The 21,389-nt window shown below is 68.0% G+C and carries 24 protein-coding genes; 13 read left to right on the forward strand and 11 right to left on the reverse strand.

What is annotated here, in order from left to right; genetic code table 11:
- Positions 1-102 precede the first annotated feature (102 nt).
- From PWP93_RS20640 to PWP93_RS20660, 5 genes are all read left to right on the forward strand, one after another.
- Entirely contained in the window at positions 103-537 is a 435-nt protein-coding gene (locus tag PWP93_RS20640) for an Hsp20/alpha crystallin family protein (protein WP_421026724.1), read from the forward strand.
- Between the two features lie 154 nt (positions 538-691).
- Positions 692-1,546, forward strand: a complete 855-nt coding sequence (locus PWP93_RS20645; protein ID WP_421045747.1) for a universal stress protein — start codon at positions 692-694, stop codon at positions 1,544-1,546.
- Between the two features lie 97 nt (positions 1,547-1,643).
- Complete coding sequence (locus tag PWP93_RS20650; RefSeq protein WP_421045748.1) at positions 1,644-1,922, forward strand: DUF1488 domain-containing protein; 279 nt, start codon at positions 1,644-1,646, stop codon at positions 1,920-1,922.
- An 82-nt stretch (positions 1,923-2,004) separates the two neighbouring features.
- Positions 2,005-2,244 carry a hypothetical protein gene (locus PWP93_RS20655; protein WP_421026727.1) on the forward strand — a complete coding sequence of 80 codons (240 nt, stop codon included), beginning with the start codon at positions 2,005-2,007 and terminating at the stop codon, positions 2,242-2,244.
- Positions 2,245-2,309: 65 nt separating this feature from the next.
- A complete protein-coding gene (locus PWP93_RS20660) occupies positions 2,310-2,639 on the forward strand; it encodes a hypothetical protein (RefSeq protein ID WP_421026728.1) in 330 nt (109 codons plus the stop codon).
- A 143-nt stretch (positions 2,640-2,782) separates the two neighbouring features.
- Here PWP93_RS20660 and PWP93_RS20665 read toward each other — a convergent pair whose 3' ends face one another.
- The 5 genes from PWP93_RS20665 to PWP93_RS20685 all read right to left on the reverse strand — a co-directional run bounded on the left by PWP93_RS20665 (position 2,783) and on the right by PWP93_RS20685 (position 8,800).
- A complete protein-coding gene (locus PWP93_RS20665) occupies positions 2,783-3,106 on the reverse strand; it encodes a c-type cytochrome (RefSeq protein ID WP_421046144.1) in 324 nt (107 codons plus the stop codon).
- 272 nt (positions 3,107-3,378) lie between these two features.
- The gene (locus PWP93_RS20670; protein ID WP_421026729.1) at positions 3,379-4,167 is read right to left on the reverse strand and encodes a helix-turn-helix domain-containing protein; all 789 of its coding nucleotides are present in this window, start codon (positions 4,165-4,167) and stop codon (positions 3,379-3,381) included.
- A gap of 216 nt (positions 4,168-4,383) precedes the next feature.
- Positions 4,384-5,031, reverse strand: a complete 648-nt coding sequence (locus PWP93_RS20675; protein WP_421045749.1) for a response regulator — start codon at positions 5,029-5,031, stop codon at positions 4,384-4,386.
- Positions 5,028-7,136, reverse strand: coding sequence for a PAS domain-containing sensor histidine kinase (locus tag PWP93_RS20680; protein WP_421045750.1), 2,109 nt, complete (start codon positions 7,134-7,136; stop codon positions 5,028-5,030). Before PWP93_RS20680 ends, PWP93_RS20675 begins: the two co-directional genes overlap by 4 nt.
- Before the next feature lie 230 nt (positions 7,137-7,366).
- The gene (locus tag PWP93_RS20685) at positions 7,367-8,800 is read right to left on the reverse strand and encodes an MBL fold metallo-hydrolase RNA specificity domain-containing protein (protein WP_421046145.1); all 1,434 of its coding nucleotides are present in this window, start codon (positions 8,798-8,800) and stop codon (positions 7,367-7,369) included.
- A gap of 208 nt (positions 8,801-9,008) precedes the next feature.
- On the opposite strand from PWP93_RS20685, the gene PWP93_RS20690 reads away from it, so the two are divergent.
- Entirely contained in the window at positions 9,009-9,461 is a 453-nt protein-coding gene (locus PWP93_RS20690; protein WP_421045751.1) for a hypothetical protein, read from the forward strand.
- 105 nt (positions 9,462-9,566) lie between these two features.
- On the opposite strand, the gene PWP93_RS20695 is transcribed toward PWP93_RS20690, so the two are convergent.
- The 3 genes from PWP93_RS20695 to PWP93_RS20705 form a co-directional block, all read right to left on the reverse strand.
- Positions 9,567-10,637 (reverse strand): Acg family FMN-binding oxidoreductase, encoded by a 1,071-nt coding sequence (locus PWP93_RS20695; RefSeq protein WP_421045752.1) that lies wholly within the window; start codon positions 10,635-10,637, stop codon positions 9,567-9,569.
- A gap of 76 nt (positions 10,638-10,713) precedes the next feature.
- A complete protein-coding gene (locus PWP93_RS20700) occupies positions 10,714-11,523 on the reverse strand; it encodes a universal stress protein (protein ID WP_421045753.1) in 810 nt (269 codons plus the stop codon).
- Between the two features lie 36 nt (positions 11,524-11,559).
- Positions 11,560-12,390 (reverse strand): universal stress protein, encoded by an 831-nt coding sequence (locus tag PWP93_RS20705; protein WP_421045754.1) that lies wholly within the window; start codon positions 12,388-12,390, stop codon positions 11,560-11,562.
- 180 nt (positions 12,391-12,570) lie between these two features.
- On the opposite strand from PWP93_RS20705, the gene phbB reads away from it, so the two are divergent.
- Positions 12,571-13,317 (forward strand): acetoacetyl-CoA reductase, encoded by a 747-nt coding sequence (gene phbB, locus PWP93_RS20710; RefSeq protein WP_421045755.1) that lies wholly within the window; start codon positions 12,571-12,573, stop codon positions 13,315-13,317.
- Between the two features lie 189 nt (positions 13,318-13,506).
- Positions 13,507-14,157, forward strand: a complete 651-nt coding sequence (locus PWP93_RS20715) for a BON domain-containing protein (RefSeq protein ID WP_421045756.1) — start codon at positions 13,507-13,509, stop codon at positions 14,155-14,157.
- Positions 14,158-14,188: 31 nt separating this feature from the next.
- Here PWP93_RS20715 and PWP93_RS20720 read toward each other — a convergent pair whose 3' ends face one another.
- The gene (locus PWP93_RS20720) at positions 14,189-14,416 is read right to left on the reverse strand and encodes a hypothetical protein (RefSeq protein WP_421026738.1); all 228 of its coding nucleotides are present in this window, start codon (positions 14,414-14,416) and stop codon (positions 14,189-14,191) included.
- A gap of 166 nt (positions 14,417-14,582) precedes the next feature.
- Here PWP93_RS20720 and PWP93_RS20725 point away from each other — a divergent pair, with 166 nt between their 5' ends.
- Positions 14,583-15,527 carry a 1-phosphofructokinase family hexose kinase gene (locus PWP93_RS20725; RefSeq protein ID WP_421045757.1) on the forward strand — a complete coding sequence of 315 codons (945 nt, stop codon included), beginning with the start codon at positions 14,583-14,585 and terminating at the stop codon, positions 15,525-15,527.
- Positions 15,528-15,589: 62 nt separating this feature from the next.
- Here the strand turns inward: PWP93_RS20725 and PWP93_RS20730 are convergent, their stop codons facing one another.
- Complete coding sequence (locus PWP93_RS20730; protein WP_421026740.1) at positions 15,590-15,757, reverse strand: hypothetical protein; 168 nt, start codon at positions 15,755-15,757, stop codon at positions 15,590-15,592.
- 103 nt (positions 15,758-15,860) lie between these two features.
- Positions 15,861-16,703 carry a universal stress protein gene (locus tag PWP93_RS20735; RefSeq protein WP_421045758.1) on the reverse strand — a complete coding sequence of 281 codons (843 nt, stop codon included), beginning with the start codon at positions 16,701-16,703 and terminating at the stop codon, positions 15,861-15,863.
- Positions 16,704-16,945: 242 nt separating this feature from the next.
- Between PWP93_RS20735 and PWP93_RS20740 the strand changes: the two genes are divergently transcribed.
- Genes PWP93_RS20740 through PWP93_RS20755 form a run of 4 tightly spaced genes read left to right on the forward strand, consistent with a single transcriptional unit; the run spans position 16,946 to position 21,368 of the window.
- Positions 16,946-18,082, forward strand: a complete 1,137-nt coding sequence (locus PWP93_RS20740) for an ABC transporter permease (RefSeq protein ID WP_421026742.1) — start codon at positions 16,946-16,948, stop codon at positions 18,080-18,082.
- A gap of 4 nt (positions 18,083-18,086) precedes the next feature.
- Entirely contained in the window at positions 18,087-18,788 is a 702-nt protein-coding gene (locus PWP93_RS20745) for an ABC transporter ATP-binding protein (protein ID WP_421045759.1), read from the forward strand.
- Positions 18,785-19,870: an HlyD family secretion protein gene (locus PWP93_RS20750; protein WP_421045760.1), complete on the forward strand. Its 1,086-nt coding sequence runs from the start codon at positions 18,785-18,787 to the stop codon at positions 19,868-19,870. Before PWP93_RS20745 ends, PWP93_RS20750 begins: the two co-directional genes overlap by 4 nt.
- Entirely contained in the window at positions 19,848-21,368 is a 1,521-nt protein-coding gene (locus tag PWP93_RS20755; RefSeq protein WP_421045761.1) for an efflux transporter outer membrane subunit, read from the forward strand. Before PWP93_RS20750 ends, PWP93_RS20755 begins: the two co-directional genes overlap by 23 nt.
- The last annotated feature ends 21 nt before the right edge of the window (positions 21,369-21,389 follow it).

Genomic DNA, 21,389 nt, shown 5'->3' on the forward strand with positions numbered 1-21,389 from the left:
CATCGCAGCGTGCGGTGCGCAAGGTGTGGGCACAAGCCCAGGCAGTCGTGCGGTTCGACGAGTGGACCGTGCGGCGAGTCACAGCTCAAAGGAGAAATGGCGATGAGCAATCTGACACGTTACGACCCGTTTTCGATCGAGCCGGTTTCCGACCTGTTTCAGGGGCTTTTCCGCCCGATGCGCAGTCTGCTCGCGACGGAGGACAACGATCTGGCGGCGATGAAGCTCGATGTGACCGAGAGCGATCAGGCCTACACGGTCAAGGCGGAATTGCCGGGCGTGAACAAGCAGGACATCGACGTCAAGATCGACGGCAATGTGGTGTCGATACACGCGAAGGTCGAACGCAATACCGAACAGAAGGAAGGCGAGCGGGTCATCCGCCGCGAGCGTTATAGCGGTGCGTTTGCGCGTTCATTCTCGTTGGCTAGCGATATCGACGAGAGCACGGCGAGCGCCCAGTATCAGGACGGCGTGCTGTCGCTGACGCTGCCGAAGAAGGCGCCGACGGAGCACAAGCGCCTGCAGGTCGAATAAGCACTGCATGGCTTGAACGGGAGGTCGGCGCGCCGAGGCGGCGCGGAGCGTAGCCTCTGCGCTCTTTTGATTCCTTGCACGTTCAGGCCATCCGCAATACGCACAAGGCGCGCGCCGGCACGGGACGGCGCGCGCTTGTGCCGGGGAGTCAAAAATGAGACATTCGGCCACTCGATCGATCGACATGCCGGTCGTTGCGCCGTTCTCACGCATAGTTGTCCTGATGACTGGGCGTGAGCATGCGGCTTCGCTGCTCGACTGCGTGGCCGGCTGGGCACAGCACGGTGCGCGCGTGCACGTGTGCATCGCGGCGATGGCGCCTGGGCCTTCGGAGGCAGGCGCGGGAACCCGGGCCGAGCAAGATGCCGTCAAGCGGATCCTCCGGAGCGCGACCGTCGACGCGGCCTGCGAGACGCTCGCGCTGCGCGGCATCGAGGCCCATCCGGAGATCCTCGAGCCGAGCGAGGGCGAGGGGCAGACAGAAGCGTTCGCGCGCGCCATGCGCGCCTGGCAAGCGGATCTCGCGATTGGCGCGCCCTCGGATCCGGTCGCGCTCGCGGGTTTGTCGGCGTGTGCCGTGCTGGTGCTGCCGCAGCCTTTCGCGCGCCGATGCCAGGTGCCGCCGCAGCGCATTTTCGTCGCGAGTGACGGGAGCGCCGCGTCGGCTGTTGCGGTTCGGCAAGCCGCGCGCGTCGCGTTCGCCGGCGCTGCGCTGCGGGTGGGCTATCTGGCCTGCGACCCGGCGGCGGCGCGGCATCCCGAAGACTTCGAAGCGGTCGTTCTGCCGGCGCGGCACGATGGCGACGCCGCTGCGCACGCGATCGTCGAGGCCGCGCTGCAATGGCGCGCCGACCTGCTGGTGGTAGGCACGCGCGGCGGCCACGAGGGCGGACGGTGGCGCTTCGGGAGCGTCGCGGCCGAGGTCGCGCAACGTACCGTATTGCCGCTGCTGCTCGTGCCGCAGCTTTCAGGACAAGCGTCGCTCGCGGGCGTGAGCGGCATCCATTGAATTGATATGCATCAACGGGCGCAGCACGCCGAACCTTATCCTGAATTTAATCGCTAGCTGGAATGGTTTGTCGCTGGCGCGGTGAGGAGAACTGGTCATGGAAATTTCGTTCCCGCGGGTAGCGCCCCAGTACGATGCGGAGTGCTACACCCTGGTGTTCCCGGTTCACGTGGACGGCAAGCGGATCCAGTGTGGCATTACTGCCGAGGCGCTCGAAGACCATTTCGGCGCGGCGTCGATCCGCGAGACGGATCTCGTCTCGGCATTCTGCGAGCATCGCGGCGCCATCGAGGACGCCGCGGCCTCGATGATCGAAGCCACCCACGGCGTGCCGATCCTGCTGCACAGCGGTGTGTTCCGCGTTTGTGGCCGATGACGCGAGCCGCTATGTACACCGCCACGTACGCCATTGCTTACGCCACCAGATGCGCCACCAGCGCGGGACGGAGATCGAGGTCATGACACTCAAGGGCACAGTCAACTCGGGCACATGGATCGTCGAAGCGATCACGTCGCCCGCGCCGCACGGCGGTTTTGCCTGCCATATCAGCATTACGCAGAGCGAGCCGGAGCAGCCGTTTGGCCATGCGTTCGCGCATCATCGAACCTTCGACACGGAGGCCGCCGCAGTGCTGGACGGCCTGCGCGAAGGCATGTTGTGGGTCGATCTCAAGAACCTGCATGCGTTTCGCGTATAGGTCGCGGCAAGGCCGGAAGCTCAAAAGCAGGACGAGGCAGGGGAGCCAGTGCGATGGGACTGGGAATGCAAATTGTGTATCTGGGCTTTGCGGGCACCGCTGCCATCGAGGCGGAAGCCGGCGTGCAGCTATTGCGTCTCGAGCGCTTCAGCGGCTTGCTCAAAGCCTGTCATCTCGCCATCGAGTCGGTGCGCAAGTCGGGTCATGCAGACGTCTACGATGTGCGGCTCGATCTGCTTTCCGCTGCGAGCGAACTCAAGCCCATCGTTCATAGCACCGGCGAAGATCCGATCGCCGCCATGCGCGAAGTCTTCGATGCCGCCGAGCACGAGTTGCGACGGGCCGGCACTTCGGGCTGCGCGGCGCAAGACGGCCGCATGCGGCGCGATCATTGAAATTGAGAGGGCGGGGATCGGGCGATGCCGGATCGTTCCGCGTGCGTTTCCGGCCGCGAGAACGCGGCCTGCCTGGCACGGGTTGACTGGCCTTATTCGGCTATCGGCTATTGGCTATTGGCCATTGGACTATCGGCTGCTGGCTACTGGCTCAGCACCCACTGGACGAGCTTGCGCGCGTCCTCGGCCGAAAGCGGGCCGCCGCGATCCTCGGGCAACGGCATGGCCATGTCGCCCCAGTGCGCCTTGCCGCCGTGCCGGAGCTTCTCCACCAGCATCGTGGTTGCGTTGGGCTGGTTGCGGTAGCGCTCCGCGATCTGGTGGAACGATGGCGCGAGAAAGGGTTCGTCCGACGTATGGCAGAACATGCAGTGCTGCTGATCGACGAGATCGGTCGGCTCAGCAACAAGCTCGGCGAACGCGCTGGCCGCCGGCAGAAAAACCGCCAGCGCCGCGGCCGCGCCCACGAGGATCGCGCGAACCGGAAGCCGGCCCGGCTCGCGCCGCCGCGCAATGGCGGCCGGGGTAGCGGCCGGGATAGCGGCTGACGTGGCGGCGGGGATGCGTTGGCTAGGCATGGCGGGTCTCCTTGGGGCGGCGCTCGGGCCGCAAAGGCTGGCTGTCTCGGCCCATGCTCCCATTGGCGGGCGCCATGCCGTTGACCTTGGTCAATCGCTGGGTCGATGCTGATTCAATCGCTGCGTCAATCGCTGGATCAATCCGATAAGCGCGGCGCGGATCACACGCGCGCGAGACCTTCCGAATCGACGATGCGGATCTGCTTGCCGGCCGGCTCGACCAGCCCGTCCCGGTGAAAGCGCGAAAACATCCGGCTCACGGTCTCGAGTTTCATGCCGAGAAAGCAGCCGATTTCCTCGCGGCTCATCTTCAGATTGAACTGCGCGCCGGAGTAGCCGCGCGTGCGAAAGCGCGCAGCGAGATCGAGCAGGAAGGCCGCCAGGCGCTGCTCCGCGGTCATCGTGCCGAGCAGCATCATGAGGCTCGATTCGCGCACGATTTCGCCGCTCATCAACTGGTAGAGATGGCGTTGCATGCGGCGGCTTTCGCGGCAGAGCGTCTCGAACTGGCCGAACGGAATGATGCAGACCGTGCTGTCTTCGAGCGCGATCGCGTCGCAGTTGTGCGTGCCGGCGCATACGCCGTCGAGGCCGAGCGGCTCGCCGGGAATCTGGAAGCCCGTGACCTGCTCGCGGCCGTCGCGATGCATGACGACCGTCTTGAACGAGCCGGTGCGCACGGCGTACAGGCTCTGGAATGCGTCGTGGGTGCGAAACAGGGTTTCGCCGCGACGCACGTTGCGGGTCGTTAGGACCACGGTATCCAGTTGCTGAAGCTCGGCGGTGGTGAGATCGGCGGGCATGCAGACCGCGCGCAGCGAGCAGGTGGAGCAGCGCGAGGCCGGGTGGCGCGGGGCCGCTTCCCGCACCGCGGGCTGCAGCGTAATCACTGGCCAGGGCAGCGCCGCAGAAGCAGGCACGGAGGAATCGCAGGCAGGCTCGGCATACATGACAGTCTCCAGTTCATCGCGCGAGCTGTGTGGGATTCACGCAGCTTCGGGCGAATCAGTTTGGCTTCCATGCAGGCAGTATCGGCGACGCCATCTCAGAAATAAATCGGCGGCGATGGAAAGCAGCGTACGCAGGATAGAAGTTGTGTAGGGCAATTCCTACAGACGTGCGACATCGCGACGCTGAGCCCTGTGGCGATGCACCTCTGGCAAGGGTCAGGGCTCGTCCTCATCGTCGAGCAGCTTGTTGCGCAGGGCATAGCGCACGAGGGCGGCCTCGTGCGGCATCTCCATCTTTTCGAGAATGCGCACCTTGTAGGTGCTGATGGTCTTCGCGCTCACGCAGAGCGCCTGGGCGATCTGGCCGATGGATTCACCGTTGGCAAGGCGCCGGAACACCTCGAACTCGCGGTCGGAGAGCCGCTGATGCGGCAGCGTGTCGGCGGGCTCGTTCAGGCTTTGCGCGAAGCGCTCGGCCATGGCCATGCTCACGTAGACGCCGCCCGTGGCGACTTTCGTCACGGCGTTCACGAGTTCCGCGCTGGCGCTTTCCTTGGTGAGATAGCCCGACGCGCCGGCCTTGAACGCGCGCACCGCGTATTGCTGCTCGGCGTGCATGGTCAGCACGAGAATGCGCAGCGCCGGCTGTTCGTCCTTGATCTGCTTGATGAGATCCACGCCGCTGCGCCCCGGCATGGAAAGGTCGAGCACCAGCACCTTGGCGGCGCGCTCGCGCACCAGCGCGAGCGTGGTGGCGCCGTCGCAGCCCTCGCCCACGATTTCGAAATCGTGGGCGTCCTCGAGGATGCGGCGCAGGCCATCGCGCACCAGCGTGTGGTCGTCGGCGAGGATCACCTTGATCATGAAGCGGTCTCCTCGGACACGAGGGCGTCGAGCTCGAAGGTGATGGAAATGGCAAAGCCTTCACCGGGAGCCGTATCGATCTCGACGACCCCATTGAACATGTGCGCGCGCTCGCGAATGCCCAGCAATCCGAACGATTTGTCGTGGCGGGTGCGGCTCAGCGGGTTGCCGGGGTCGTCCTGGGCGCCGCGGCCATTGTCGACGATGCTCAGGATGCACTGCTGGCCGTGGACTTCGAGGTTCAGGATGACGACGCTGGCTTCGGCGTGGCGCGCGACGTTGGTGAGCGCTTCCTGAATGATGCGAAAGAGCGCCGAGGCCGCGGCGCTCGAAAACGCCGTGTCAGTGGTGTGGATGTGCCGCTGCACGTCGATGCCGTAGCGGCTCGTGAAATCGTTCGCGAGCCATTCGATGGCCGGCACGAGCCCGAGGTCGTCGAGCATCACGGGGCGCAGGTCGGCGGCGATGCGGCGCACCGCCCGTACGGTCGAATCGATCAGCTTGCTCATGCCGTCGAGGCGCCCGGCGATGTCCTCGCCGACGGCGGCGGCGCCGAGCCGGTGCGCGAGCGCGGAGAGATCGATCTTGAGCGCCGTGAGCCGCTGGCCGAGATCGTCGTGGAGCTCGCGGGCGATACGCGTTTTTTCGGCTTCGCGCACGTTCTGCAGGTTGGCCGAGAGCTCGCGCAGCTCTTCACGCGAGCGCTTGAGCGAGTTCTCCGCGCGCAGCCGCTCCGTGATGTCGCGCAGCATGACCGTGTAGAGCTTGCCGGAGGCATCGCGGATCTGCGAAATCGATGCTTCGATGGGAAATTCCTCGCCGTTGGCGCGCAGGCCGAACAGCACGCGCTGCTGGCGGCCCATCTGGCGCTCGGTGACGCCCGTGGCGCCGAACTGGTCGACGTGGTGCTCGTGGGCCGAGCGAAAGCGTTCGGGAATGAAGCGTGCAAGCGGCGCGCCGATCGCTTCCATGGCGGAGAGCCCGAAGATGAACTCGGCGGCCGGATTGAAGATCACCACGCGCTGCGCTTCGTCCACGGTGATGATGGCCTCCATCGACGACCGGATGATGCCCATCATGCGCGCTTCGTTCAGACTGGCGTCGGTGCTGACCGGATCGGGCACGACAGCCGGAGCCGCAGCCGCACGGGCGAGACGGTAGGCGAGCCACGCGCAGAGCGCGGCCGCGGCGGCGCCGGCGAGCAGAACGGCCGCGGCGCAGGTGGCCGCGCCCGTGACGAACGGGCTGCCGTCCGTGCTCGCATCGAGCGTGAGCGTGGCGCCGCCGAACGCGAGGGTGGCGCGGTGCTCGAAGCGCGCGCCGGGCATGACTTCGGCGCCTTCGGTCGGGGCGCTGCGGAACACCTCGGCAGCCGGCTGCGCGGCATGGACGGTTAGCGCGAGATCCGGCTGGGCGGCGAGTATCGGCTCGAAGAGCCGCCGTGCGTCGAGCATTGCCACGGCGAATCCCGCGGGCGGCTGCTGCGCATCGTGCGCAGCGCCCCGCGAGGCGTAGACGGGCAGATAAAGCATCAGGCGAGGCGGGACGCCGTCCGAGGCCGGCTCGGCAGTGAGCCCGGCCTTGCCGGTTTGCACGGCGTAGCGGCGCGCCACCACGCTGGCGACGCTCTGGAGCCGCACATTGCCGGGTTCGGCGGCGATCCCGGCCCACAGCGCAGTGGCATCGGGCTGCGCGGGCGCCGCGTGTTGCGCGCCGGAGGGGGGGACGGACGATTGCGAAAAATAGCCCATGGCAACGACTGCGAGGCGCGAGTTTTCCAGATCGGCGGCGCCGACCTCGCGCTGCCAGTCCTCGGCATTGGGAACGGGGTTCTGCGCGAGCCATCCGCGCGCGCCGCGCAGCATGGCTTCGTCGGCGACAAGCGCCTGTGCGACGGTCTCGCGCAGCGCGGACGCGCGGCGGGCAAAGCGCTGCCCGGCGGCGGTCTGCCACTGCTGCGCAACAAACGCCGCGACGACGAGCGCGAGCGTCAAAACGACGACGAATGCCAGCGCCGATGCCACGGCCGGCTGGCGAATCTGGGCAAGGCGCCTGCGCGCCGCGCCGCGGGCGGCGCTTTCGTGCGGCTTAGCGCCTGTGCTCATGGAAACGGTCCAGAACGAAATGACGCTTGTATGGAACGGGTGCGTGAGCCATTCACATTGGGAAAGTAGCGGCTTCATGGGAGAACGCCCGCTGCCCGAAATCGCAGGGGCTGCCTGACAGAATTTTATGTGCAGCGCACGCGCGTGTCTGGAAAAACTTGCGCGTTGTGCGGCGCGGCGCGCAATCCCGCCCGGGGGGGGCGGGCGCGCGCCGGTCCGGCGCAGCCCGCTCAGGCTACTGGCCGCGCGGCATCCGTGGCATCCGCGGCTTCGCGGAGCGGGCATGGAAGGGTGCGAGCGGGGTTCTCGGGAAGTTCGATCGTCTGGCCTTGCTCCGGCACGCAGCAGTCCCAGTGCAGCGTTTCCGCGATGCGCCGGCGCAGCGCGTCGGCCGCGGCAGGCTCGCCGTGCGTCACGAAGGTGCGGGTGGGCGGGCACGTCATGCCGGCCAGCCAGCGCAACGTCTCCCGGTAGTCCGCATGCGCCGACAGCGACGAGATCGAGGCGATTTCGGCGCGCACGCGCACGTAGTCGCCGTGCAGCTTGATGGCCGGCGCGTGCGCTTCGAGCGCCGCGCCGCGCGTGCCGGGCGCCTGGTAGCCCACCAGCGCGATGGTGTTGCGCGGGTCGGACGCATAGAGATTCAGGTGGTGCAGCACACGCCCGCCCGTGGCCATGCCGCTGCCCGCGATGATGACCATCGGCCCGTTGCGCGAAGCGATGGCCTTCGAGTCGTCGACGCTGCGCGTCATGAACGCCGCGTGGTCGATGGCGTGCAGCTGCGAGATGGTCAGCTTGTGCTCGCGCATATGGTGCCGATAGAGCTCCGTGACGCTGATCGCCATCGGGCTGTCGAGATAGACCGGCACGTTCGCCATGCGCCCCGCCTCCTTGAGGTGCGCGATGTAGTACAGCACCTCCTGGGCGCGCCCGACCGCGAAGCAGGGCATCACCACGAGGCCGCCGCGCGCAAAGGTGCGCGCGAATACATCGGCGAGTTCGTCTTCGGGATTGAGGGCGGCGTGCAGCCGGTCGCCATAGGTCGACTCGACCACGAGATAGTCGGCGTGCACGGGCGGCACCGGCGCGCGCATGAGCGGATCGTCGGGGCGTCCGAGGTCGCCGGAGAACGCAAGCACCGTATGCCCGCTGCACAGCACGACGCTCGCGGCGCCGAGGATATGCCCGGCAGGCAGAAAGCGGAACGTGAGATTCTCGCCGAGCGAGACCGGCGCATCGAACTCGCGCGCGCCGATGAGCCGCAGCGCCGCTTCGGCGTCTTCGAGCGTGTAGAGCGGCAGCGCGGGATGGTGCTTCGAAAAGCCGTGGCGGTTCGCGAACGCGGCGTCCTCCTCCTGCAGGCGCGCGCTGTCGCGCAGCATGACTTCGCACAGATCGGCGGTGCCCGGCGTGCAATAGACCGGTCCGCGGAAGCCATTGCGCGCCAGCACCGGCAGATAGCCGCAGTGATCGATATGCGCATGCGTGAGGATGACGGCGTCGAGCGTATCGGCCGGAAACGGCAACGGGTCCCAGTTGCGCAGCCGCAGGTTCTTGGTGCCCTGGAACAGCCCGCAGTCGATCAACACCCGCTTGCCTTGCGCTTCCAGCAGATAGCGCGAGCCCGTGACCGTCTGCGCCGCGCCCAGAAAAGTCAGCTTCATCATGCTCTCCTCGCCATGCACCCCAAGGTGCGTCTGGTATTCATTGGAGCGCGCTTCGCCGCCACGCAATTGACCTGGATCAGGGTTGGAAACCATTGGCGGGCGAGGGCATGGATTGAGCGAGATCAATCGGGCTCGACCGGACGATTCATACATTGGGGCGTGCGGCTCGCCGTCGCGAGCCGGCTTTCGGTTGGGAGTCCCTGCGATGAACCATGGATCGAGTGTGCGCCGGGCTCTGGTCTTGCTCACGGCACTGCTTGCGGCATGCGCCACCGACGCGTCCCGCGAGGCCTTTCGTCATACGGAAACCGGCCTGCAGGCGGCGCGCGAGCAAGCGGCGGTCCATTGCGCGGCGCCCGACGATTGTGCGCGGGCCTGGAGCCGCGCGCGGGTGTTCGTCCAGTTGCATTCGCCCACGCGGATCGAGCGGATCACCGACGAGACGATCGAAACGCGCATGCCTCACGAATTCGGCGTGGCATACTTTTGGGCCGTGCGCGAGACCGCGGCCGACGGCGCAACGACCGTTCGCCTGAAGGGCATGTGCCGGGGCATGTACAGCACCGGCAACGGGCCGGGATGGCTCTACCGGTCCTGCGCGGAGCAGTTGCGCGAGGCCCAGCTCGAATTCGCGCGCGAGGTGGGCGGCGCGCAATGAACGAGTCGGGGCGCGCCGGGGTCGGGGCCGCGGGTTCGGAGCCGTCAGGCAGATTTCGGCGGCGTGCGGCGGCGGACCACCCCGCGAACAACCGCGCGCTCAGGCTCAGGACATCACCGCTTCGAGCGGGCGTCGCGGCGTCGCCGCGTCGGGCGTTCCGTGACCGATGCGCAACAGCAGCTGCGGGAAGTACTGACCCTCCAGCCCCATCAGGGCGCCGAGCCGGGGACGCAGCTCCGGGACTTCGATGGGCTGGTTCAGATACGAAGCGCACAGGCCGTGAAGGGTCGCCAGCAACAACACCCGTTCGAGGGCCTGGCCCGTGGCGAGCCAGGCCTGCGCATTGTCCACGCCGGTCGCGAGACACAGCAGCAGCGGCGAACCCGCCGCCAGATCGTGGTGCGTGGCGGCCACGCCGCCGCCGAGATCGAACGTGCGGATCGCCGAGGCCACGAGCGGTTTCGCGAAATCGAGCAGGCCGCCGAGTCCGGCCGCGTAAGTCGGCATGCCGTCGTCGGTGCGGCGCGGATGGATCCACTTGGCGAGCTCGCGCCTGAAGCGCGGATCGGCGAACTGCTGCCGGTCGGCCTCGGCGATGAGGCCGGCGACCGCGTTGCGCGGCTCGCTCTCGCTCACGCAGGCGACTTCGACACCCTCGGCGCGCGCGGCATCCATCAGATGCTGCTCGATGGTGGCGTCGACGGGCTCGGCGGAGAACGGATGGCGCGTCGTGACCCGCTCGTAAATCGCGCCCACGAGGGCAGCCAGCTCCGGCGCGGTGGTGCGCTCGCGCAACAGACGCACCTCGGCGAGCAGATCGGGATCGGTGCTCGACGGGAACAGGGTGATCGCGTAGCCCATGCCGAGGCTCGCGATCGCCACGCGCAGATTGAAGAGCGCAGCGCCGCAACTGATGATGAGTTCGCGGTCGTACGGGTCCACCACGGGCAGCGCGCGCAGCCGGTCCGCGCACAGCATCACGCGGTCCGTGCCGAGCACGAAGCGCCAGGGCTGGCTGTTGTGGCTCGACGGCGCAAGCGTCGCATGACGCGCGGCGAAGCGCATGGTGAACGCGTGCGTGTCGCCGGGTGCGTCCGCAAGGGCATCCTCGGGTGCTGTCTGGCGGGCACGGTCTCTGGCGGCGATGGCAGCGATGGCGGCTGGATTGTCGAGCATGATCAGCTCCCGTCGGGTAGACGCACGGCTGCCTGCAAGACGCGCCGCCGCGCAAAGGTGAATCGGTGGGACATCGTCAGTGGGACATCAAGACCGGCACCGTCATGGCTTCGAGCAGGTTGCGCGTCACGCCGCCCAGCACGCGCTCGTGAATGCGCGAATGCGCGTAAGCGCCCGCCACGATCAGGTCGGCGCGCAGATCGCTCGCCCGGCCCAGCAGCGCCGTGCTCGTCCTGACGCCCAGCTCGCGGGCGCTTTCGTGAAACGATGCGCTGACGTCGTGCAGATCCAGCCATGCCGCGGCATCGGCCGCCTCTACTTCAGCCTGCACGCGTTTGGCGCCGTGACGCGCGGCGACCACCTCGATCGAGACGCAACTGGCGCTGCGCAATAGCGGCAAGGCATCCGCTGCCGCGCGCGCCGCTTCGCGGCCGCCGTCCCAGGCGATCAGGATGTTTTGCGCGATGGTCGGGAACGCTCCGGAATGCGGCACCACGATGGCGGGCCTCGCGGCCGTCATCAGGAGATCGGCGACGAAGTCGCCGGACGGGTCGATCGCGAAGTCGCCGCGCGCGTACTGTCCGAGCACGAGCAGGTCGGCGTGACGGGCGTGCAGCACCGCGGTCCCGGTGTCGCCGGGTTGCGGCGCGCGCCATTCGACCCTGCAGCCCGCATGCACGCCGGCATCGATAAACGCGGCTTGCGCCTGCTCGCGGCGCTCCAGCGCCTGCTCGCCGCCCATCACTGGCGTGTGCGGATAGGGCATCGGCAGATACAGCCCGATGAGGTGCGCGTCGAAGCGCACGGCAAGATCGAGCGCGAGTGCCAGACGCGTTTCGCGCCGCGCCGAATCGTCGAGATGGACGAGCAGAGTCTTGTAGCCCATGGCGGTTTCCCTGAATGTCAATGGCGAGCGGTCCGCTCAATGCGACATCAGCACCGGCACCGGCATCGAGCCGAGCACCGTCTGCGTCACGCCGCCGAGCAGAAGCTCTTTCCAGCGCGCGTGGCCATAGGCGCCCATCACGATCAGATCGCAGCCGGTCTTGTCGGCGTGCGCGAGCAGCGCGTCGCCCACCGTGATGGTTGGCGGCGGATGCAACTCCGTGACCCGCACCTCGAGTCCGTGACGCGCGAGAACGAGGCCGATGTCGGCGCCCGGAATGCGATCGCGGTCCTTGCGCGAGGGCGTGAAGGTCACGATCTCGGTGCGCTCGGCCAGGCGCATGAACGGCAGCGCGTCATACAGCGCGCGCGTGGCCGACTGGCCCGCGTCCCACGCGACCATGATGCGCTCGCCCACCGTGGGGCCTCCCCCCGCATAGGGCACCCACAGGACCGGCCGTCCCGCGCTCAGCGTCACGCGCGCCTGCAGCCGGTTGGCGAGCGACGCGTCGGGATCATCGGGGGCGCTCTGGCCCAGAACGATCAGGTCTGCGAAACGGGCGCGCATCAGCAGCTCGTGCTGCGCGTGATTCGCGGTGCGCCAATGGCCTTTCAACTCTTCCTCGGCGAGCCGCGCGAAGAAGTAATGCTCGAGCGAGCGGCGACATGCTTCGTGCTCTTCGCGGCATCGAGACCAATACTCGGCGTCCAGAATGAACGCGTAGGCCACCTCGTGCTCCGGCACGGCAGGCGCGAACAGCGCGCTGAGCTGGGCGCCGTGCCGCTTCGCAACGCGCAGCGCGACCTCGAGGCGCGTGCGCGCGCTATCGCTTTCGTCCAGATGAACGAGGATGTTGCGGTACTCCATGATCGGCGCTCCATGGTGGATGCAACACCGAAGCGGTGTCTCGTGCGGCTCAGTCTAGGCGCGGAAGCCCGCCCGCAATTGATTTGAGTCAATCGTGAGCCGAAGGCGGAACCTACAGTGGGGCCTTGTTCCGGCCGCGCCGAATCGCGGCCGGTCGCCAATCTGCGAGGAGGATGGATCATGCGTAGCGAACGCGTTGCTTTTGTGAGCGGCGGGATGGGCGGTCTGGGCGAGGCGATCAGCCGGAGGCTGCACGATGCGGGCCTGACGGTCGCGGTTTCGCATTCGGAGCACAACGATCACGTGATCCGCTGGCTGGATCGCGAGCGCGCGGCGGGCCGCACGTTCCACGCTTTCGGGATCGACGTGGCGAGCTACGACTCATGCGTCGAGTGCGCGCAGCGGGTCCTGTCGCAACTGGGCGCGGTCGACGTCCTGATCAACAACGCCGGCATCACGCACGACGCGAGCTTCATGAAGCTCACGAAGCGCGAGTGGGACGAAGTGATGCATACGAATCTCGACAGCGTCTTCAACCTCACCCGGCAGTTCCTTCCCGGCATGGTGGAGCGGCGCTTTGGCCGCGTCGTGAACATCAGCTCGGTGAACGGTTCGCGCGGCGCGTTTGGTCAGACCAATTACGCGGCGTCGAAGGCCGGCATGCACGGCTTCACGATGTCGCTGGCGCTCGAAGTCGCGAAGCACGGCGTCACGGTGAACACCGTCTCGCCCGGCTATCTCGCGACCGCGATGGTGGAGGCCGTGCCGCAGGACATCATGGAAAAGCGCATCCTCCCGCAGATTCCGGTGGGCCGGCTCGGGCGTCCGGAAGAAGTGGCGTCGCTGATCGCCTACCTCTGCTCCGACGACGGCGCATTCGCGACGGGCGCCAACTTTGCCCTCAACGGCGGCATGCACATGCATTGATCATGCATGACCCGAAACGCCGGACGGCAAGTGACGGCAAGCCGAAGCCCGATTTAGCGTCCGATTCGAAGCCCGATCCGGCGCCCAATCCGGCGTCCCCGCCAGTTGATGCAGATCAGCCGCGCGGCTGCGCCCCATGCGAAGCTCGCAGCGACGGTCCGTTCGGGACCGGCTTCGATGGAGACGGCGATGAAAACCGATTTGCAGCTCAAGCACGACGTGGAAGCGGAACTGGAGTGGGAGCCGGCGGTCACGGCTTCGAATATCGGCGTGGAGGTGAAGGACGGCGTCGTGACGCTTGCAGGCCATCTCGCGAGCCTGAGAGAAAAGATCGCGGCGGAGCAGGCGGCGCAGCGCGTGGGCGGCGTGCGCGCGCTGGTGGTCGAGCTGGATGTGCGCTTGCCGGGCGACGACATGCGCACCGATGCGGACATCGCACGCATCGCGGGCTCGGTGCTGAACTGGACCGCCGGGCTGAGCGAGGGCGCGGTGCAGGTGCAGGTCGAGCGCGGCCACGTCGTGCTCAACGGCGCGGTGGACTGGACATGGCAGAGCCAGGCAGCCGCGCGCGCCGTCGCACAGTTGCGCGGGGTCGCGGGCGTGGTGAATCACATCGAAGTCCGGCATGCGGTGGCGCCGGACAAGATCAGCAAGGACATTCTCGAAGCGATGCGCCGTCATGCGGACCGAGAGGCGCGGCATATTCAGGTCACGGTCGACGAAGGCACGGTGAGGCTGTCCGGCAAGGTGCATTCGTTCGCCGAGCGCGCCGTGGCGCGAGGCGCGGCCTGGGCCGCGCCGGGCGTGCGCGCCGTGGTGGACGATCTGAGCGTGGAGTGAAGCAATGGCGGCCGCGCTGCGCGGCCGCTTCTCAGCGAGCGGTGCCGGCGCTGAGCGCGTCGCGCAGCGCGGCGGCAAAACATTGGAACGCCCGCAGCGAACCCGCGACGCTCTGGTATTTTTCGCGGCCGATCTGGCCGTCGAGCGTGACGAGCATGCCGGAGGAGCGCGCGAGCGCGAGCAGCGCATCGGCGTCGTCGATCGCAATCGCGCCGGCAAGCGGAACGGGAGATGGCGTACGGTTTTCGGCGGTGTGCATGACGGCGCTCCAGGGGCGATAAACGTTCGAGCGGATTTCGCTACGTCTTAAGTATGGACGGCATGGCCAGGCGTCCCAATGAGCCGGCGCTGAAACTGATGTAGGTGGTTTTTGGAGCCTGTAGGCGTCGGCCTACAGCGCCTGGCACCGGATCGGAGTCGATGACGTGATCGAAATCTTGACGCTGACGGCCAATCCCGCCGTCGACGTGTCGACGGCGGTGGAGCGCGTGATCGATACGCACAAGCTGCGCTGCGAGGTGGCAAGCCGCTATCCGGGCGGCGGGGGCATCAATGTCGCGCGTGTGATCCAGCGTCTCGACGGCGCGCAGGCCCGCTGCCTCGCGCTGTATCTCGCGGGCGGCGTGACGGGCGACTTGCTGGAGCAACTGCTTGCAGCCGAGTGCGTGGACAGCCGAAGGCTGCCCGTCGCGGGCGAAACGCGGGAAAACTTCTCGGTGAAAGAACGCTCGACCGGGCGCGAGTTCCGTTTCGTGCTGCCCGGCGCGCCGGTGGAGGCTGGCGAATGGGCGAGCGCCATGGCGGCGTGCGAGGCGCTCGTGCCCGCGCCGCGCTACCTCGTGATGAGCGGCAGCCTGCCGCCGGGACTGCCGGCGCGGGCCTATGCGGATCTCGCGCAGCGGGCCCGTGCGCGCGGCATGCGTGTGGTGCTCGACACCTCGGGCGCGCCGCTCGCGCTGGCGCTGGAGGCGGGCGTCTATCTCGTGAAGCCGAGCCTGGGCGAACTGGCCGGGCTGGCGGGGCGGCCGCTCGCCGACGAGGCCGCGCAACTGGCCGCCGCGCGCGAGATCGTGACGCGGCGGCGCGCGGAAATCGTTGCGCTCACACTCGGCGAACACGGCGCGCTGCTGGTATCGGCTCAAGAAACGCTGCGGGTGAAGGCCCTGCCGGTATCGGTATCGAGTGCGACCGGCGCGGGCGATAGCTTTCTTGCGGGACTGGTCGTGGCGTTGCGCCGGGGCGAGGGGCTGGCGGCGGCGGCGCGTCTTGCGCAGGCGGCGGCATCGGCAACCCTGCTGACGAGCGGCACGGCGCTTTGCGACGCTGCGCAGGTGCAACGGTTCTATGAGGCCGCGAGCCCCGTGTGCTGAATGCGTGAATTGCGCAGCAGCAGTGCGGCCGCGGCAAACGTGCTTCGTGGGGTTTCCGGGTCTCAGCGCGCCGCGCCGTCGCGGGAGGGCGCGTATCTGGCATGCGGCACGGAGAAACCCGTTACGTCCGCGAGCAGCGCGCGGCCGCGAGGATGGAAGGCGAACGCCGCGATGATGAGGAACGAGCCGGGCAGCGCAAGGGCGGCAAGGAAAAGCAGGCGCTTGTACATGGTTGAATCTCGCGGGGAAGGCAGGAGTATGGATTTAGCTTAAATCACGTCGACCTCGCTCGATTGACCTGCATCAGCCGATCGCGCGCCGCGCGCGTCGCCGTCAATGCGATAGCAGAACCGGCACGGTGGCCGATTCGAGCAGCGCGCGCGTGACGCCGCCGAGCAGGTGCTCGCGCCATTGCGGATGACTGTAGGCGCCCGCCACGACGCAGTCGCAGCCGCTCGTCGCGACCCACGAAATCAGGGTGTCGCCCGCCGTCTCGTCCGCGTCGCTGAAGCTTTGCGCAAAGTCGACATTGACCCCGTGCCTTGCCAGCATCAGGTCGATGTTCGCGATTCCGTCGTCCGCCGCCGCGGCGCGCGGCGCAGCGGGCGTGCCGATATGCAGCACCGTCACGCGCTTCGCGGCTTGCAGCAGGGGCATCGCGTCGTGCACCGCGCGCGCGGCTTCGCGGCTGCCGTCCCACCCGATCACGATCGACTCGCACGCGGCGCGCAGCGCGCCCGCGTAAGGCAGCACCAGCACCGGCCTGCCGGATGTCATGACCACGCTTTCCAGAAAGCGCGCGCGCAGCGCATGGGCATCATCGTCGGGACTCGCCTGGCCGGCGACCAGCAGATCGGCGTGGCGGCTACGGCGGATGATCGGCTCGTCGGCGTAGTCGTCGAATGCGATCCACTCGCCTTCCATGCCGACGCGCCGCAAGTCGTGGCGAAACGATTCCTCCGCCATGGCCTGCTGGCTGCGCCGCGCGTCGCAGTATTCGCTGTAGTAGGGCGCGCAACCGGCGACGGTGAAGCACGAGCGCGCTTCCGGCGCGAACGGCGAGTAAAGGCCGATGAGATGCGCGTCGAAGCGGCCCGCGAGCGTCAGCGCGAAGTCGAGCCGCGCTTGCGCGCGCTCGCCCGGGTCGAGATAAGCGAGCAGGGTCTTGTAGTGCATGGCTGCGTCTCCTGGAGCCGTGCGTCTCGTTTTGCCGCAGGACGCGTGCGGACGGGCAATCACCCTGGCGTCGAGTGTTATCGCCGGGCTCGTGTCGATTCTTGACGCAAGTCAAACATGGGCGCTTGTTTGATACACGTCAACTGGAACAGGGCCGCGCGCCGCAGAATCGCCTCAACCGGCCCGGACCCTGCACGCGCCTCGTGCACGGCGAGCGAGGCTGGCCAAACCGGAGGGCGTCCATGCGGTGCATCCTGCGCCTCGCGTTCAAGCTGCTTGTCAACGACAGCGCCAAGTTCACGGCGCTGCTGATCGGCATCACGTTCGCGGTGTTTCTGATGGTCGAGATGACGTCCATGTTCGCGGGCATCCTCAACCGCTCGTCGTCCACCGTCATCAACGTGGGCGCGAAGGTCTGGGTGATGGACCCGGCGGTGCAGACGATCGCGAGCAGCATCGGTATGCCCGATTACGTGCTCGACGCCGTGCGCAGCATCGACGGCGTGAAGTACGCCGTGCCGCTCTACTCGGGCATGGCGCTCGTGAAGCTGCGCAACGGCACCTACCAGGCGGCCACCGTGATCGGGCTGGACGACACCACGCTCTATGGCTGGCCGAAGATGAAGACCGGGCGCATCGAGGACATTTTTGCGGAGGACGGCTTCATTGCCGTGCAGGACGCCGAGTTCTACAAGCTCGGCAGCCCCGCGCCCGGCACCGACTTCGAGCTGAACGACCACCGCGCCGTGGTGGTCGGCATTGCGGCGGTGGCGAGCAGCAGCCTGTTTGGCACCCCTACGCTTTACACGACGTACCGCCGCGCCATCCAGGACGTTCCGTCGACGCGCTACACGACCTCGTACATTCTCGTCGAGCCTAAGTCGGCAGCCGACATTGCGCACATCAAGGCGCAGGTTGCCGCGCTCGGCTATGTCGCCTACACCAAAGACGAGTTCATGCAGCACATCGCCGACTTCTACAAGTACCAGACCGGCCTCGGCACCAACATTCTCCTGATGACCGTGATCAGCTTCGTGGTCGGCCTGTCGATCTCGGGGCAGACTTTCTATACGTTCATTCTCGAAAACCTCGAAAAATTCGGCGCGCTCAAGGCCATCGGCGCGAAGCGGCGCGAGCTGGTCGCGATGATCCTGTTCCAGGCGGCCTTCACGGCGCTCACGGGCTACGGCCTCGGCGTCGGACTGTGCGCGGCGTTGATCAGCCTCGCGCGGCTGCGCATCCGCGACTACGCGGCCATGATCACCTTCGGCAACCTCGCGATCGCGTTCGCGATGGTGGTGGTGATCGCCGCGCTCTCCAGCTATCTCGGCGTGCGCCGCGTGCTGCGCATCGAGCCGTTCGACATCTTCCGGGGCTGAGGCAATGGCCGATTCGATTGCCATCGAGGCACATGCGCTCGACAAGTGGTTCGGCGAGGGCGCGGCGCGCACCCAGGCGCTGCAAGGCGTCTCCATGCAGGCGCACTACGGCGAGATGGTGCTGATCGTCGGGCCGTCGGGCAGCGGCAAGACCACGCTGCTGAGCGTCATCTCCGGGATTCTGCGGCCCGATGGCGGAACCGTGTCGGTGGACGGCGTCGATCTGTGGGCCCAGCCCGACGACCGGCTCGCGGAGTTCCGGCTCAACCGCATCGGCTTCGTCTTTCAGGACTACCATCTGTTTCCGCGCCTCACCACGGCCGAGAACGTGGCCATTCCGCTGATCCTCAAGCGCCGGCCCTGGGACGACGCGCTCGCCGAGGCGCGGCGCTATCTGGCAGTCGTGGGCCTCGAAAACCGGGCCGCCTTGCCGCCCGTGAAGCTCTCGGGCGGCGAGCAGCAGCGCGTGGCGATCGCCCGCGCGATCGTGAGCCAGCCCGACATTCTCGTGCTCGACGAGCCCACCGCCTCGCTCGACGGCGACACCGGGCGCACCATCATCGAGTTCGTCAAGCATCAGGTGCTCAACGAGCGACGCTGCATCGTCATCGTCACCCACGACGCCCGCATCTTCGAGTACGCGGACCGCATCCTGCATATGGAGGACGGCAAGCTCAAGGACATCGTCCCAGGAGGCGCGCGATGAAGCATCGGCTGGTCTTTGCCGCGTCGCTGATCGGCTTCCTCGCGGCCGTTGCCGCGGCCTGGGTGTTCGGCATCCAGCAGCCGCCGCAGCCGCCGGTGTTCCAGCCGGCGGCCAATCCTTACGCGCACGGCGTCTATGCCACGGGAATCGTCGAAAGCGACCAGAGCGCCGGAGCGAACGTCAATCTCTACCCCGAAGTGAGCGGGACGGTCACGCGGCTGCTCGTGCACGACGGCGACCGCGTGAAGGCGGGCGACGTGCTGCTCACGATCGACGATTCGGTGCAGCGCGCGAACGCCGGGCAGCTCGCGGCCCAGGCGCTTGCCGCGCAGGCGCTGCTCGACGAGCTCGAGGCCCAGCCCAGGCCGGAAACGCGCGACGTTGCCGACGCCCAGGTGCGGGCGGCCCAGGCCAGCCTGAAGATGGCTCAGGACACCTATGCGAAGCAAAAGCAGGCATGGGACATCGACCCCAAAGCCGTGAGCCGCGACGTGCTCGACAGCGCGGAGAACGCCATGCACGTCGCGCGCGCCAACCTCGAGGTCGTCGCGCGCCAGGATCGCCTCACGCGCGCGGGCGCGTGGGTCTACGAAGTGCGCAACCAGCAGGGGCAGGTGGAGGCGCTGCGCAAGGCGGCCGCGTCGGCCGAGGCGCTGCTCGCGCACTACACGCTACGCGCGCCGTCCGACGGCATCGTGCTTGCGGTGAACACGGCGCAGGGCTCGTACCTTTCGCAGCAGGGCGTCTATGACACCTACACGCGGGGCATGGCGCCCGTGATCGTGCTGGGCAGCGCGCCCGAGCGTCTCGCGGTGCGCTGTTACGTGGACGAGATCCTGATCTCGCGGCTGCCGCAGCCGGACCAGCTCAAGGGGCGCATGACGGTGCGCGGCGCGAACATCGCGGCCAATCTCACCTTCGAGCGCATCCAGCCCTATGTGACGCCGAAGATCGAGCTTTCCGACCAGCGTACCGAGCGCGTGGACCTGCGCGTGCTGCCGGTGATTTTCCGCATCGAGCCGCAGGCGGGCCTGCGCCTCTATCCAGGGCAGATCGTCGATGTGTACATTGCCGCGCGCTAGGCGACCTGCTTCGAGCAGGACGCGAGGGGGACGCCATCGCGCGCGCGCGCACAGCGCGCTGCGCGTATTCGCATGGCTCGCTGCAACCGGGCTGGCGGGCTGCGCGGTCGGGCCGGATTTCACGCGGCCGGCGCCGCCGCAGGTCGATGCGTATGTGCGCGCCGGCACGCCGGCGGCCTTCGCGGCAGCCGGCGTCTCGCAGACCCTGCGGGCCGGCGTCGCGGTGCGGGACGACTGGTGGACCCAGTTCGGCTGCCGCGCGATCGATGCGGCCGTGGACGACGCCCTCACCGGCAACGCCACGCTCGATGCGGCCGAGGCATCGCTTCGGCATGCCGATCATCAGCTACGCGCCGGAGCGGGCGTGTTCTATCCGCAGGCGAGCGCCGCGGCCGGCGCCTCCCGGCAGCGCTATGCCCCGCTGCACGTCGGCTCCGGCATGGCACCCTCGATTTTCAACCTGTTCACGCTGTCGGCGTCGATCAGCTACGCCGTCGATCTCTGGGGCGGCAACCGGCGTTTCGTCGAGGCGCTCGCGGCGCAGCGCGATGCGCAGCGCTACGCGCTGGCGGCGGCCTATCTGACCATCGAATCGAACGTCGTCAACACGATGATCGCGCGCGCCGGCTGGCGCGACGAGATCGACGCCACGCGCGAGATGATCGGGCTCTTGCGCGAGCAGGTCCACATTGCCGAGGTGCGCGCGCGCGCCGGCACCGCCGCCTACGCGGCGGTGCTCACGCTGCAGAACGAGCAGGCCGCGCTCGAAGCCACCTTGCCGGTGCTGGAGCAAAAGCGCGCCCAGGCGGCGGATCTGCTGGCCACGTTGAGCGGCCTGCTGCCGGTGCAGTGGTCCGCGCCTGAGCTTTCGCTGAACGAGATCACGCTGCCGGCGGATTTGCCCGCGACCGTGCCGTCGCAGCTCGTGCGCCAACGGCCCGACGTGCTGCAGGCCGAGGCGCTGCTGCACGCGGCGAGCGCGCAGGTCGGCGTGGCCACGGCGGCGATGCTGCCGAACTTCACGCTTTCGGCCGGCGGCGGGCTTGCGGGTACATCGCTCGCGTCGATGGGCGCGCGTGCCGGCCAGTCGTGGGTGCTGGCCGCGGACGTGGCCGCGCCGCTCTTCGAGGGCGGCACGCTCTGGTACGGGCGCAAGGCCGCGCAGGACGCCTACGATGCCTCGCGCGCGCAGTACCGGCAGACCGTGCTGAGCGCCTTTGCGCAGGTCGCGGACGTGCTCTATGCGCTCGAGCACGACGCCGGCGCACTGGAGGCGCAGACGCGCGCGCTCGCGGCGGCGCGCGAGGCGCTGCGCTTGCTGCGCGCCGACTATCGCGCGGGAACGGTGGACTACGTCCAGATCCTCGTCGCCGATGCCCAGCTGCATCAGGCGCAGATCGCCTGGCTCGAAGCCGACGCCCAGCGGCTGCAGGACACCGTCGCGCTCTATGCAGCGTTGGGCGGCGGCTGGGGCGACGCGGGAGACGGCCAGCGCTGAGCGGCGGCCCGATGCGGCCAC

The sequence above is a fragment of the Paraburkholderia sp. A1RI-2L genome (genome assembly GCF_048957375.1).
GTDB lineage: Bacteria > Pseudomonadota > Gammaproteobacteria > Burkholderiales > Burkholderiaceae > Paraburkholderia.